Source organism: Frankia casuarinae, from assembly GCF_000013345.1.
In the GTDB taxonomy this organism is placed as follows: Bacteria; Actinomycetota; Actinomycetes; order Frankiales; family Frankiaceae; genus Frankia; species Frankia casuarinae.
Map to the genome: position 1 here is coordinate 2407394 of NC_007777.1, position 13367 is coordinate 2420760.

The 13367-nt window shown below is 68.2% G+C and carries 11 protein-coding genes and 1 pseudogene; 2 read left to right on the plus strand and 10 right to left on the minus strand.

The window, feature by feature from the left end; translation table 11 throughout:
- Positions 1 to 17: 17 nt before the first annotated feature.
- The 7 genes from FRANCCI3_RS10295 to FRANCCI3_RS10325 all read right to left on the minus strand — a co-directional run bounded on the left by FRANCCI3_RS10295 (position 18) and on the right by FRANCCI3_RS10325 (position 8603).
- A complete protein-coding gene (locus FRANCCI3_RS10295) occupies positions 18 to 1505 on the minus strand; it encodes a class I adenylate-forming enzyme family protein (RefSeq protein WP_011436476.1) in 1488 nt (495 codons plus the stop codon).
- Between the two features lies 1 nt (position 1506).
- The gene (locus FRANCCI3_RS10300) at positions 1507 to 1740 is read right to left on the minus strand and encodes a hypothetical protein (protein WP_131728960.1); all 234 of its coding nucleotides are present in this window, start codon (positions 1738 to 1740) and stop codon (positions 1507 to 1509) included.
- Complete coding sequence (locus FRANCCI3_RS10305; RefSeq protein WP_011436477.1) at positions 1737 to 2744, minus strand: transglutaminase domain-containing protein; 1008 nt, start codon at positions 2742 to 2744, stop codon at positions 1737 to 1739. Before FRANCCI3_RS10305 ends, FRANCCI3_RS10300 begins: the two co-directional genes overlap by 4 nt.
- Positions 2741 to 3028, minus strand: coding sequence for an acyl carrier protein (locus tag FRANCCI3_RS26895; protein ID WP_011436478.1), 288 nt, complete (start codon positions 3026 to 3028; stop codon positions 2741 to 2743). Before FRANCCI3_RS26895 ends, FRANCCI3_RS10305 begins: the two co-directional genes overlap by 4 nt.
- 13 nt (positions 3029 to 3041) lie before the next feature.
- Positions 3042 to 4685 (minus strand): AMP-binding protein, encoded by a 1644-nt coding sequence (locus tag FRANCCI3_RS10315; RefSeq protein WP_011436479.1) that lies wholly within the window; start codon positions 4683 to 4685, stop codon positions 3042 to 3044.
- Positions 4685 to 6499, minus strand: coding sequence for a class I adenylate-forming enzyme family protein (locus FRANCCI3_RS10320; protein WP_237704578.1), 1815 nt, complete (start codon positions 6497 to 6499; stop codon positions 4685 to 4687). Before FRANCCI3_RS10320 ends, FRANCCI3_RS10315 begins: the two co-directional genes overlap by 1 nt.
- A gap of 382 nt (positions 6500 to 6881) precedes the next feature.
- Positions 6882 to 8603 carry an IS66 family transposase gene (locus FRANCCI3_RS10325; RefSeq protein WP_237704547.1) on the minus strand — a complete coding sequence of 574 codons (1722 nt, stop codon included), beginning with the start codon at positions 8601 to 8603 and terminating at the stop codon, positions 6882 to 6884.
- An 802-nt stretch (positions 8604 to 9405) separates the two neighbouring features.
- Here FRANCCI3_RS10325 and FRANCCI3_RS10330 point away from each other — a divergent pair.
- Positions 9406 to 10689: an ISAs1 family transposase gene (locus FRANCCI3_RS10330; RefSeq protein WP_049760812.1), complete on the plus strand. Its 1284-nt coding sequence runs from the start codon at positions 9406 to 9408 to the stop codon at positions 10687 to 10689.
- A gap of 9 nt (positions 10690 to 10698) precedes the next feature.
- Here FRANCCI3_RS10330 and FRANCCI3_RS10335 read toward each other — a convergent pair whose 3' ends face one another.
- Together FRANCCI3_RS10335 and FRANCCI3_RS10340 are read right to left on the minus strand one after the other, a co-directional pair.
- A complete protein-coding gene (locus FRANCCI3_RS10335) occupies positions 10699 to 11124 on the minus strand; it encodes a site-specific integrase (protein ID WP_011436481.1) in 426 nt (141 codons plus the stop codon).
- A 120-nt stretch (positions 11125 to 11244) separates the two neighbouring features.
- Positions 11245 to 11535 (minus strand): annotated as a pseudogene (locus tag FRANCCI3_RS10340) (hypothetical protein); the annotation flags it as partial.
- Positions 11536 to 11771: 236 nt separating this feature from the next.
- Between FRANCCI3_RS10340 and FRANCCI3_RS23380 the strand changes: the two are divergent.
- Positions 11772 to 12503, plus strand: a complete 732-nt coding sequence (locus tag FRANCCI3_RS23380; RefSeq protein ID WP_083494934.1) for an HAD family hydrolase — start codon at positions 11772 to 11774, stop codon at positions 12501 to 12503.
- A 240-nt stretch (positions 12504 to 12743) separates the two neighbouring features.
- Here FRANCCI3_RS23380 and FRANCCI3_RS10350 read toward each other — a convergent pair whose 3' ends face one another.
- Positions 12744 to 13340 carry a response regulator transcription factor gene (locus FRANCCI3_RS10350; protein ID WP_049760897.1) on the minus strand — a complete coding sequence of 199 codons (597 nt, stop codon included), beginning with the start codon at positions 13338 to 13340 and terminating at the stop codon, positions 12744 to 12746.
- Positions 13341 to 13367 lie beyond the last annotated feature (27 nt).

The window sequence follows — 13367 nt, forward strand, 5'->3', positions numbered from 1 at the left end:
GGCGAGTGCGCGCCACGTCAGCGGACACCGTTCTCGAACTTTCGTAGCGCACGACGTAAGACCTTTCCGGAGGGCCCGACGGGCAACTCGGGGATGAAGATAACCTGCGTCGGGGTCTTGTAGCTGGCGAGCCGGCCCGCGCACCAGCCGACGATGTCGGCCTCGCTCGTGGAGCCCTGCTCGGTGGGGACGACGTACGCGACCGGTGTCTGGCCCCAAATGGTCGACGGTGCCGCGACGACCGCGGCGTCCCGCACTCCTGGCGCCGTGCGAACGACTGCTTCTACTTCGGCGGGGTAGACGTTCTGACCGCCACGAATGATCAGATCAGTGCGCCGGTCGAGGATCCAGTAGACGCCCTCGTCATCCTGGACCCCGACGTCGTGCGTGCGGAGCCAGCCGTCGACGATCGACTGGGTGGTGGCTCCTGGGTCATGCCAGTACTGCGTCATCAGACCGTCTCCGCGCAGGGCGATCTCGCCCGCGTGGCCTGGCGGCGCCGGTCGTCCCTCGTCATCGAGGACCCGCGCGATCATCCCCTTCAGCGGAAAGCCAAGATATGTGGCGCCGGGGAACGGCCCGATGAGGCTCGGTGGGAGCGTGCCCACGATTGCTGGTCCGCCGCCTTCGGTTATGCCGTAGACACTGAACAGATCGACCCCCAGCCGGTCGCGCGCCTCCTCGGCAAGCTTCGAGGGCATAGGAGCGGCGCCATGGGCCAGCAGCACGAGCGACTCGGTCTCCGACCGGTCCAGCTGCGACACCTTCATGAGAAGCGTGATCATCGATGGGACGAGAAAGCTGTGGCTGATCTGGTTCCTCTTGACGGCGCGAAGCCATGAACGAGGGTTGAAGCTCCGCATGATATGGACGGGGCGTCCGTTGCTGAGGTAGTCGAGCGCTATGACGGAGCTGCCGTGGTAAAGCGGGCAGGCGCTGAGGAAACGTGCGTCCGGGTACCTCTCGAGAACATCGCCCTGCCATCCGACCGAGTTCGCCCGCAGGGAACGCTCAGGGACCTGCACGCCCTTCGGCCGCCCGGTCGTCGCCGAGGTGAAAAAGATGACGGCGGGATCCTCCAGCCGCAGCAGGGCCGGGGCAGTCGGCCGGGCGTCGGGGACGTCATCGACGTCCCGGGCGCGAACCCAGTCCAGTTTGTCCACCAGAAGCGCCGCGGACTTGTCGGTGGCCGCCTCGTGGAAGACCAGCGAGGGCGTCACCAGACTGACCTGGTGAACAAGCTCGGGCGTGGTCAGGTTCGGATTCAGGGGAACGAAGGTCCGCCCGTTCATCGCGCATGCGAAGAGCAGCACGAAGTGTTCCGCGCGGCTGTGGCTGAGGAACGCCACGCGGGCGCCGCGGTCGGTCGAAGCGCAGATGAAGGCGCCGAGCCGGTCCACCTCGATGCTCAAGTCGCGCCAGGTGAGCTCCCTGGTGGCATCGGCCAGCGCCAGGGCGTCTGGAATCTCCTTGGCGTAGCGCCTCAGGGTGCGGGTAAGCCACATGTCAGTGCGTACCGGAAAGGAGTGACGCCACGTCGCTGATGGATAACAGCGACGCGAGCTCGTCGTCGGTCAACGGTCTGCCGAGGAATTTCTCGCATTCCAGCGAGACGAGAATGATTTCTCCCGAGTTCACCCCGGCGCTGATCAGGTCCTCCTCGTCGCTGATCTCCGCCAGGAGGTGCGGTGCGTCCATGCACCGGGCCACGAGAGTGCGCGCTTCAACGCGAGAGTTCATGGAGCGAATACTCCGTTTCGCAGAGGACTGGCGCTGACCGCGCAGGTCACCCATTGCGGGGCGAATCTCCCGGCCACCAGGATCAGCGGCTCCGCAGCCGACGTGCGGCAGGGCAGGAACCGGTTGAAACTCCACCCAAGGCACGCGTCCTGGAACTCCGCGTGAGGCTGGAAGCCGAGAGGCCTCAGCGCGTTCGTGGCGAGCACCGCGGCAACCGGGTCCAGCTGCTTCCAGCGTCCTCCCTCGAACACCTCGGTCCAAGCATGATCGCTTCCGAGCAGCCCAAGCAGGTAGCCGCGCCGAGCGCGTGCGCGGTGGCCGATCGAGGTGAGCCGGTTCGCCAGCACCCTGCTGGCGACGACACAGTCGGCGACGCCGCTGTCCCAGGAGAGGTCGGGCTCCGCGCGCATCAGCTCGGGCACGGTCTGATACGACACCTGCTTCTCCACCAGCGCGGAGAAGACGCGCTGGTATTCGGACCTGACCGCCTCGCTGTCGATGGAGTCCTGCCGGCCGCGGAGACGGACCTGGTAGGAGACGCCACTGGGGCCCAAGTCGTAGTACTCGTCGTCGCCAGCGGCGCTCTGTTCCTGGGGATGGCCGCTTGCGTCGAGAACTTGGGGGGAGCCCGTGTCGAGTGCGCGTGCGCTGAGCGGCTGGCCCGCCGGGGGCACGATCGATACCCGCCAGGCGCGTTCCTCGATCCAGCGCTCTGGCTGTTCTGCGGCGAAGCGCATGAGGAAGCGAAGCCCCAGCTCGAAGACGCTCGTGCCCGTTCCCGCTGTGGCAGCCAGATTGTAGACGTCCGCGAACTCGTAACGGAGCTCTCCGTCTGGCCCCTGGCGGGACGGGATCCTGCCGTCCGCGAGTTCACGGAGTTCATCCGTGGTCAGCCGCAGCATGCGCGCCGCGAGACCTGCGGGGGTCCCGTATTCCGCGTATTCAGTGGGCACGACCTTGAATGTCGTCACCGGGTCGGACCGGTGCCTGACGGGGGGCGTCATCGCTGCGGATCCTCAGCGGAGCCTTGCGCGACCAGGAGGTCGACCAGCTCCGCGAGGCAGGTGACCTGGTAGAGCACCCCATCGTTGATAAGGAGTCCAGAGCTCTCCTCGAGCGCCGCCACCGCCCGCAGGAAACGAACCGACTCCATGTTGGGCAGCTGGCCGAGCGGGACCTCCAGGTCAATCTCTCCGGCGTCCACCTCGAGGGCTTCCGCGAAACTGCTTCGCACCGACTTCTCGACGGCGGGATGACGAACATCTCGCACGTTCTCCGCGCGATTCATGATGGGTGCTCCTTCAGAGGTATCGTCCCGCCACGTCCGCCAGGGCAGCTCGGCGAATCTTCCCGGAGGTCGTGTGTGGAAGCTGGCGGTCAGGTAGTGCGACAACGGTCGCGCGGAATCCGCCGAGGGCCGCGGAGACCTGGTTGCGCACCAAGGTGACCGCCTCGCTCTGCTCCTCATAAGTGCCCGAGTGCTCGAAGCAGATCAGAATGAACTCGCGGTCCTCTTCATCCATGCCGGCTGTGACCCCGCAGCGAACCTGGTCGCCGAGCGCGTCCCTTACCAGGTGTTCGAGGTCCTCGGCATAGACGTTCTGGCCATTGATGATTGCTACGTTCTTGGTCCTTCCTGTGATGAAGAGCTCGCCGTCGCTGAGGAAGCCGAGGTCCCCGGTTATCAGCCAGCCTTCGGATGTCACGGGTGCCTCGGCCGCCGGCCGGTCGAGATAGCCGGCCATCACGGTTGGGCTGCGCAGCTGGATCTCGCCAAGATGGGCCTCGGGCAGCGGGTTCCCATGTGGGTCCGTTACCCGCAGACCGGTCCCGCGTAGCTGCCGTCCGCAGCCGACCACCGTTCGCGATCCGGGGGCGCCCACCGCCGTGAAACGCACAGGTTCCCCCGGTGCGAGGTCCCCGCGTGCGACGGCGCGGGTGGTGAAGCCCAGGCCCGGCCTATGGATCGCGGCCGGCAGCGTCGCCTCCGCCAGCCCGTAGGACGGCCACATCGCCGCTTCGTGGAAGCCCGCCGGCCGGAACGCCCTGGTGAAGCGTTCTATGGTGTCGGCCCGCACTGTCTCGGAACCATTGATCGCGACGCGCCAGGTGGACAGGTCGAGGTCAGCCGGCGTGCCTTCCTTGGCCGCCGCATCGGCCAGCTGGCTGTAGAAGAAATTGGGAGCCGCCGCCACGGTGCACCGGTTCTCGGCGAACTGGCGGAGCCAGGCCAGCGGGCGGCGCGCGGCCTGGCTTGGCGTCCACAGATGCAGGCTGGACCCGTGGGTGAGCGCCGCCAAGGTCATGAAGAGCCCCATGTCATGAAAGAACGGCAGCCAGTTTCCCAGGGCGTCGGTAGGAGTGAGAAAGAAGTGCTCGGCCAGGATCGCGACCGCGGCCGAGATGTTGGCGGCGGTCAGGATGACGCCTTTGGGCCGTGATGTGCTGCCCGAGGTGAACTGAATGATCCGTGGATCATCGGCCGCCTCGGTGACGCTGGCCGGCCGTGCTGTGGGCCAGCCTGAGATGTCGAGGAACTCGACCCCGTTCAGGCGGCTCCTGAGGGCGCGTACCGTCGGTGCGAGGTCTGCGGCATTGTATATGATCGCGTCGAGTCTGGCGGTGTCGGCCAAGAGGGAGATGTGGTCCATATACGCCTGCGGCCCGCCGAAGCCGCTCGGCAGTGGCAGCGGCACGCCCGCCGACCCGGCGGCCAGCGTGGTGATGAGCGCCTCCAACCAGGCGAGGCTGTTCGGCATGAGGATGCCGATCCGGAGCTGGCCCGTCTCGCCCTGCCGACCGGCGAGCGTGGAGGCATTGCTGAGCGCCGTGTCCAGCAGAGCGTCCAGTCCGACCCTGGTGTCCGCCGCATGGTCGTGGATGGTTGGGTCCCACCGCCCGGCCGCCTGGACCAAGCCGTGCACGACGCTGTTCTGGGCGCCCATTAGAGCCGGTCGAGCTTCGAGCGGAGAGAGGTTCGACGAACCTTCTTCGACCCGGTCATCGGGAGATCCGCGGGTAGCAGCCTGTGCAGCCTGATATTGGCGACTCCCCGGTCGCGAAGGGCATTTTCCACGTCGTCGTCCTGAATTGTGGAGCCGGTCTTGACCGTGATGATCACGTCGACGGCGCCGTCGTCGGAGCCGAGAATGAGAGCCTCCTGGAGAGCAGGGAAGCGTGCCAGGAGAAGGTCCTCGAGCGCGAGGGTGCTGTCGATGCCCGGCACCTTGTCCACCAGCCGGTCGAGGAGCTCCAGGGTTCCGTCCGGCCTCACGCGACCGACATCGCCCATTCTCCACCAGCTATCGGTCACCGCCGGCGTGGGACGTCCGACGTAGCCCACCATCTGGGAGACGGACAGGCACTCGATGTGGCCTGCGGTGCCGAAGGGGACCGGTTTCCCGTCGTCCCCGACAATCCTGACCGTTCGGCCCGCCGCGGGGATGCCTATGACGCGGGTGTCGTGGTTGTAGACATCCGCGCGGGTGATCGGCCTGCCGGCGAGTGGGCCTGACTCCGTCTGGCCATAGGCCTGGAAGAAATAGGCGTCTTCGGCGTCCGATGCGTCGAGCATGGCCCGGACCGTCCTGGGGTGAATCGCATCGAAGGTGCTGCTGAATCGACTGATGGTTCGCATCGGACGTCGCGGATCCGATGCCAGGCCTTCCCAGGAGATGTAGGTGTTCGGATGAGTCTCGAGGCTCTCCGGGCCGTGACGGTGAAGAAAATCGGCGACCCTGGCGGGATCGTCATCGGTGATGCACCCGATCGGCATTCCGATGAGGAGGCAGGTGATGATCGCGGACGAGGCTCGCGCATGGACGAACGAAATCGCCTTGGCCGAGAGCCGGTGCGTGCCGAAGCTGGTCATGAGACCGAGCTGGGGAACGACGTGTTGATAGATCGAGGCCGCGGAGTGGGCGACGAGCTTGGGCAGGTCCGTGGTCCCCGAGGTGTGGGTGATCAGCGCGACCTCGTCGTCCCGCAGGCGCTGGGCGTCCGGCGTGCCGGGAGCCGGGAGCTCCGGCAGGACTGCGGGCGGCTGGTCGCCGTCGTGCGCCCGTGTCCGCAGCACGCGCCCACGCGAGTTCCTGTCGATGGCCTCGCGGACGCGGGCAGAGAGCCGCGCCGCCACGGCGCTGTCGACGATCGTCCAGGTCGGGTGGAGTGCCTCCAACGTGCCCACCAGGTAGTCGTCGGGCATCGCTGAGGAGATGAGTGCGGGGATCGCGCCGATGCGATGGCAGGCGAAGGCAGCGAGCTGAATCCGCGGATGGTTAGCGAAAACGATCGCGACCGTGGCCCTGGGCCGGACGCCCGCCGTCCACAGCCGCCCCGCCAGGTCGGTGACGGCGCGGTCGAAGGTCGCGAAGTCCGTGACAGGACCGGGCGCGGCCGGCCAGCCGTCGTCGGCGAAGAGTGCGACGTCGGGAGTGCGTTCGGCGGCACACGTGGTCAACGTGGCCAGTACCGGCGGCTGATCCGGAGCAGGCGGAACGTGCGGCATGTCTGATACCTTTTCTCTTAGGTCGGTCGAACACCTGTATGCGTTCCGCCAGGTTCGCCTGGAGGTTGTGAGATATTTTATGGGGAAATCGCGGAACGCTGTGCCTCTCTTGTGGACCGGAGCCGGGAGCAGGCCTGGGCACGGCACGCCAAAGGCACCCGTGGCCGAAGGCGCGGATGAATTCTGCGAACGCCGTTTCATCGCGCCGGAGAACCGCTGGTGGCGGCGCGATGCGGACCACCTCCTCGTCAAACTCGAATCCAACGTCCACGAGTAAATCAACAGCTGGAGCGGGCAGCAGAAACGGTTCATCGTAGCAAGCGCCGCCGACGATATCCTGGGGATTCGCGACCTGCTGGACAGCAAGGTAGTGATTCGGTAGCGAATAGGATCCGGGACACCAGCGAGATATCTTACGGGCGCGTTGCTGTGCGCGGGAGCGAACTCCGAGCGGTGTTAGGTGAGTCTCCGAACGTGTCAGCAGCGTGGAGGCGCGGAATATGGGCGGCCTGCCGTTCTGGTTTTTATCCTCTCGCGGTGAGCAGGCTGACCGTACGTATTCGGAAATCCCGTTGGGGCATGATCGTGGGCGGCGTGACCGTGGGGCACTCCGCTGGGGTCTCGGGGGTCGGGGTCAGCCGGGAGGCTGTTGCCAGGTGGTGAGGTCCTCGGGGCTGGCGGCCCAGGGCAGGAACCGGTCGAGGTCGGCGCCGGTCGGCGGCTTGCCGCCGGCCCGGCCGCAGGCGTCGAGGTAGTTCTCCAGGTAGGTCAGCAGGTTCAGGTTGTGCATCGCGGCGGTCGCGGTGACCGTGAAGATCGTGGCGGCGTGGCGGGCGGTGTCCTCGGTGCGGGAGCCGCCGGCGTTGCGCCGGGTCACGACCGGGCCCCTGATCGCCCTTTCCGCCGGGTTGTTGTCCATGCCGATCATGGGGTAGTCGCGGTGGGCGACCAGCCCGTCCCATTCCCGGTCCAGGGTCGCGAGCGCCTTGCGCGCGGGTTCCTGCAGGCCGGGCGAGGCCGTCTGCTCGCGGCGAACCGTGTCGATCACGGTGATCGCGGTGTCCCAGCCGGCGTACGCGGCGGCGAGCCGCTTCTCGGTGGCCGGCGACGGGGCCGCGGCGGCGGTGTGCCAGGCGGCGGCGAGCTCGCCGTGCGCGGTGTAGAGCGCGCGGATCCGCTCGACCCACTGGCGGGCCCAGATCCCGAGCTGGGCGGGGTTCGCGTCGCCGGCCCGCACGAAGTACCGCCGCGCGTGCGCCCAGCAGTACAGGTTGACCAGGCCATCGGCGCGGCGGCCGGCGGAGACGTACACGGTGTAGAAGTCCGACGACAGCACGAGGCGGCGCGGTCCGCCGTCGGCGTCGTCGGTCAGCTGGCCGCTGTCCGGGTCGAGGCCGACGTGTTCGGCGAGCACCGCCGTCGAGCGGGTCGCGTCCATCACGAAACAGACGCTGTCCGGCCCCAGGAACACCCACAGCCACCAGCGGGCCGGCCCGCCGCCGCCGGTCGGGGTGAACACCCGCCAGGTCGTCTCGTCGGCGTGCAGGTGCCACGACCCCCGCGACCGCCCGACGATCTGCTCGGCGAGTGGGGCGAGCAGGCCCGCGACCTGGGCGCACGCCCCGGTCAGCGTCGCCGGCGAGAGCTGGGCGCCGTGCCGGGCCAACCCGGTGACCAGCGAGTTCTGCGAACGGCCCGCGACATAGCGCTCCACGATCAGCATCGCGAGGAACCGGTGCGTGAACAGGCCCTTCCCGATCGCCTTCGACGGTCCCGGCGCGGTCACCGTCAACGACCCGCCACAGCGGCAGCCCCGCCGATACCGGCGCCGCCTCGACACCCGAACCCGCACCGTCACCAGCCAGTCGAGCTGCTCGACGACATGCTCGCCCCACGGCGTGAACGGCTGCCCACACGACAGGCAGCCATAGCCCCCGCCCTCGAAGTCGCAGTCGACCTCGTCGCGGGACAGATGGTCGTAGCTCCGCCGGCCCGAGCGCGCGCCCGGCCCCCGCCGCCGGCCTGCCGACCCGGCGGCCTCGCCCCGCGCCCCGTCGCCACAACCGTCCCCGCCATCCGGCGAACCCACGGCCGGCGACCCGCCGCACTCCCGTTCCGACGACCGGCCGAACAGCATCCGCCGCAACGTCGCCAGCTCCGCCTGCAACGCCTCGAGCTGGAGACGCAGCTCCACCACCTCGGCCTCACGCGTCGCCTCCCGCGCGACCAGCCCGGCGATGTCCGTCAACAGCTCCGCGACCCGGGCCCGCAGCCAGGCGTTCTCCGCCAGCAGCGCCGCGCCCTCGGCAACCTCACCGCTCGCGGCAGCGCCCGCCCCCGACTCGACAACCGTCACGCACCGCAGCAAACCACCCCGACCGGCAGAACATCACCCACCACGACCATCAGGCCACACCCAGCCCCGAAGGCCGTCACCCCAAAAGATCAACAACGGGACTTCCGAATACGTACGGCTGACCGGCCCGGGAGTCGTCTACCCGGACACAATTTTCGCGAGTTCGAAAACTAAGGTGGCGCCGCCTGGGCACGCGCCTCGTGCGCTGGCGCTCCGCGACCACAGGTGTCGCCGGACCAATGCACCTCCCATTCAGTAATATGACACGGCTTGCTGGCGCTGGAGTTAGCGACCCGCCGAATTGGTGGGCAGCGTTACACGCAGTGCTGTCTCGCGGCCCCATGGAAGCTATACGGAACACAAGGAATGTGTCAATACTCTTACGCACTGTCACTATTGATCTCTCGTCTCGGAATACGCCACCCCGGATGGATGGCGCCGGCATCGCGAGTGCCCCTACCGCAAACGCAGGGTGACCCGCAAAGTCTGTTTGTGCAGGTAGACGGTGTGAGACGGGGTGCGGGGGGCTGGGGCCGGTGGTGGTGTGAGGATCCGGGCCCGGCTGCTGTTTCGTCGCTGTGAGTAGCGCGTGTGAGGGTGGGTTCCGGCGCCGGCGGAAACGCCACCGATGACGTTCTGTGACAGCCGGTGGGGTGGGTGGGGCGGTGGGGCCGTGGGGTCCGGGGGAACAACGGCGGGCCACCACGGTGAGGGTGGCTGCGGTGAGGCAACGGGGTCCCGGTAGGACGGGGATTGCCTAGATCACCAGCCGTAGGGAGCCCCGTTGCCGGTCCAGTCTCGCATGCCCGTCACTCCCACCGATCTCGGACAGGCCGGGTCGGGGCAGCTGGTCCGGATGCGGCGGTCGCTGCGGGTCCTGGGGGCGCACGGCGGTGAGGTGCAGGGGCTCGCCGACGTACTCGCCGGGGTGCCTGACCCGCGGGACCCGCGAGGGATACGTCACCGGCTCCCGGTGATCCTGGGACTGTCCGCCGCAGCGGTCGCCGCGGGGGAGAAGTCGGTGGAGGAGATCGCGGCCTGGGCTGCGCACGCCCCGACGCAGGTCCTGACCGCTCTCGGGGCGCGGGTCCATCCGGTGACCGGGCAGCCGCAGGCACCGTCGGTGGACACGATGATCCGGGTCCTGTCCGCGGTGGACAGCTCGGCGCTGGCGAGGGCGGTCGGGATGTTCGCCGCGGCCCGCGCCCGCCAGGCCCGTGGTGGTGGGCGGCGGGTGGTCGCGGTCGACGGGAAGACCCTGCGTGGCGCGGCTGGGCCTGAGGGGCGGGCACCGCACCTGCTCGCGGTCGCCGAACACGGCACGGGTGTGGTGCTCGCCGAGCATGAGGTCGGCGCGAAGACGAACGAGGTCACCGCGTTCGCACCGCTGCTCCGCGAACTGCATTCCCATGATCCGCTGGATGGGGTGGTGGTGACCGCTGATGCGTTGCACACGACCCGCGCCCACGCCGACCTGATCGTCACCGAGCTGGGAGCGCACTTCGTGTTCACGGTGAAGGCGAACACCCCGGCGTTGTCGGTCGACTGCCACCAGGCGACCGACTGGACGAAGATCCCGATCGGGCACAGCGCCGAGGGCAGGGCCCATGGACGGTTCGAACGACGCACCATCCAGCTGGCCCAGGCCAGCGAGGCGATCCGTGCCCGCTATCCCCATGCCCGCACCGTGGCGCGGATCCGCCGTCATGTCCGGCGGACCGTGACCACCGGCACGGGCCGGGCCCGGGTCACCCGGACGATCCCGAGCACTGTCACGGTCCACGTCCTGACGAGCCTCACCCTCGACGCGGTCACACCCGCTGATCTCGCGGGCTACGCCCGAGGGCATTGGACGATCGAGAACAAGGTCCACTGGGTGCGCGATGTGACGTTCCGTGAGGATGCCTCGCGGGTTCGGACCGGCCCACTGCCCCGCATCATGACCACACTCCGTAACCTGATCATCGGGCTGATTCGCCTCGCTGGCCATAACCGCATCGCCCCGACCATCCGCAGAATCCGACACGACAACGCCCTGCTCCTGGCCATCCTCACTCTCGACAACCCCGCTGACCTGCATCAATGACTTTGCGGGTCACCCTGACCGCGGCCCCCACGTCGTCAGCAACTCGCCCAGATCCACGCCATGGCGCACCTGGTAGGCGTAGAACGCGGCCAACGCCGACAGCTTCCGGTTCACCGTCGACGCCGACACCGCCGGCTCCACCGACGGCAGCACCGCCACCCGCCCGTCCCGGCCCGCCGGCGACAGCCGCAACCAGGCCACGAACTCGCCGATGTCCTCCAGCCGCACCTCCCGCCAGTCCAGCCCCCGCCACCCCAGAAAGACCCAGTAGTCCTTCAGATCATGGGCGTAGGCCTTGACCGTGTTCGGAGACCGCTCGATATCGCTGAGATAGGCCAGATACCGCTCGACCGGTTCGACCGGAGCGTCGTCGACACCCAGGACAGTCCACGAATCCACCCGGGAACCGGGCAAGGCCACCCGCTGGACATGCATCCGCTCCTCCTCCACCTCATCCACGTGCTGGACGAGGTGGAGATAACCATGTCCACAAGGCAGATCATCGGGCCTCGAACGCCCGTCCCGAACGCCGAGGACAGTGTTACGACAGCTTCAGATAACGCTGGAGAACACCAGCAGCCGCCGCGCCGGACGCAGCAGCTCCGCCGGAGCGCCCTGTAGCGCCAGCTGCCGCGTGCCCAGCAAAAGGCCCACCACGGACAAGTCGACCGCCGGAGCCACCAGCGGCGCGACCCAGACCGGCACTCCCAGACGCAACCCGAGCTGGAACACGTTGCCGAACCCGAAGGCGAACGTGAGCCCGACAACCACAACCATGATCACCGTGACGAGGGTGACCGCCACGTCACTTCCTGCTGCTGACTGTGCTCCAGCCGGAGCGTCCATCACGGCGGCGCCATCAACGGCCATCAGGCACCGCCCCCGGCCAGCGCCCGAGCCGCTACCGGCCGGGGTCGGTCACTGGGCGTGATAAGCGCAGGTACCCGAGCCGACACGACCAGGCTCGCCTTCGCCCGGTTCTGCGTGGATGCTGTCCGAGCCTCCCCGGAGGCACACTCTGCATAGCTATCTGATACTCATCGTAATGATTCGGGTATTTATTGACGACGATATGTCACCTCATGCCATTGACTGACCACCTATGGCCACCAGATCCGGCGATGGCGGCCCGGCTGCGCGGCGAGGCGCGCGAGCGGTGGGGCGCGGGCCCCCACCATGGCTACTGCCGGCAGGTGGGGATCAGCAGCTGGGAGGGCCTCTGGCTCGACCCCGACCTTGCCGCAGGGCCGCCTGGATTCGCGGCGTGGATCATCCGGTACCAGCGGCAGGTGCGGGCACCCTACGATGACGCCAACACCCTGGCCGAGGAGTATCGGTCACTGCGGGCGGAGTTCGCCACGCCCTACCCGGACGTGCCCGAGGCGCTGCGCAGGCTCGGCATCGACCACGAAATCTGGGTCGTCACCAACGGCGACGGCGAAGTCCAACGCCGCAAGCTTCGCCTGTCCGGTCTGGACGTCCTGGCGGATCGCGTGTTCGTGTCGGCGGACATCGGCGCGGCGAAACCCGATCCGGCGTCCTACGCGGCCGCGGAAGAAGCCCTGGCCGCCTCAGCGCTCCGCGTCGCACTGGTGATCGGGGACAGCGCCACCAAGGACCTCGCGCCCGCCCTGGAACGCGGATGGCCCCTGCTCGGCGTCCGCCGTTCGCCGGCCTCCAGCGCTGCGCCGGACCGCGGGGTGACCTGGATCCCCGATCTCAGCGGGATCGCCCCAAAACGCGGCCCGCAGCGCGTCGTCAACCAGCAGCTGGACGCAAGCTTCTTGATCGGCCGGGTGTCGAAGCGGTCCTGATCGAGGGCCGTGAACAGACCGCAGGCCCTCGCATGCCGATCGGCCGGCAGTGGGAGCTCGTCCGTGATGCTCGCCAGTGCCCCCTCGACGTCCTCCGCCGCATACGCCTCCAGCGCAGGCCCCCGAACACCCACGGCAACAGAATAGTACTTACCCGTCGAACTTCTGACGCGGGACAGTCGCTCCGTTATTCGCCGCAGGCGCCCGGACGCACCGCGCCGGGTACCCTCGACCGCGTGATCAGCCTCGAGCGGCGGTCAGTGAGTAGCCACTCGACATCCCGACGGTCGATCTCGCGACATCAAAGGACGGCCGGGAGGACGCGACCTCGCTCAGCAACGCCCTCGGTTGGCGGCCGAGACCGACCCGACCGGCGGGAAGTGCACCGGAGCCGGGCACGTTTCTGCTCGGGTCGTCTCGGCTCCGGTTCCCGACGACCGCAGCCTGCTGGCGATCTCTGAGGTCGAGCTTGCGGAGGACCGCGCTGACGTGTTTCTTCACGGTCGACGCGGCGACTGAGAGTTCCGCCGCTATCTCCGAGTTGCTGAGGCCGTTTGCGAGCAGATAGAAGACTGTCTGCTCGCGCTCCGAAAGCAGTTCGCTGACATCGATCCCCTCGCCCGGCAGCCGCGAGGCGAGCAGTATCTGCCCGACACCCGCCGGTTCGAAGACCATTCCGCGGGCGGCTACGCAATGGACCGCGTGACAGAGTATCGACACCGCCGAGGCCCGGGTCAGATAGCCCCGGGCACCCGCCTTGATCGCGTGGGCCGGATCCGGGCCGGCCTCGGTGTCGGTCAGAATGAGGACTGCCAGCGCGTCGCCGAACGCGGTCACGAGCTCGCGGGTAATCTTTATACTCTC

Coding starts and splice junctions, on each gene's coding strand:
- FRANCCI3_RS10295 (WP_011436476.1), bottom strand. CDS start 1,505: ATGTGGCTTACCCGCACCCTGAGGCGCTACGCCAAGGAGATTCCAGAC.
- FRANCCI3_RS10300 (WP_131728960.1), bottom strand. CDS start 1,740: ATGAACTCTCGCGTTGAAGCGCGCACTCTCGTGGCCCGGTGCATGGAC.
- FRANCCI3_RS10305 (WP_011436477.1), bottom strand. CDS start 2,744: ATGACGCCCCCCGTCAGGCACCGGTCCGACCCGGTGACGACATTCAAG.
- FRANCCI3_RS26895 (WP_011436478.1), bottom strand. CDS start 3,028: ATGAATCGCGCGGAGAACGTGCGAGATGTTCGTCATCCCGCCGTCGAG.
- FRANCCI3_RS10315 (WP_011436479.1), bottom strand. CDS start 4,685: ATGGGCGCCCAGAACAGCGTCGTGCACGGCTTGGTCCAGGCGGCCGGG.
- FRANCCI3_RS10330 (WP_049760812.1), top strand. CDS start 9,406: ATGCCCGTCACTCCCACCGATCTCGGACAGGCCGGGTCGGGGCAGCTG.
- FRANCCI3_RS10335 (WP_011436481.1), bottom strand. CDS start 11,124: ATGCATGTCCAGCGGGTGGCCTTGCCCGGTTCCCGGGTGGATTCGTGG.
- FRANCCI3_RS23380 (WP_083494934.1), top strand. CDS start 11,772: ATGCCATTGACTGACCACCTATGGCCACCAGATCCGGCGATGGCGGCC.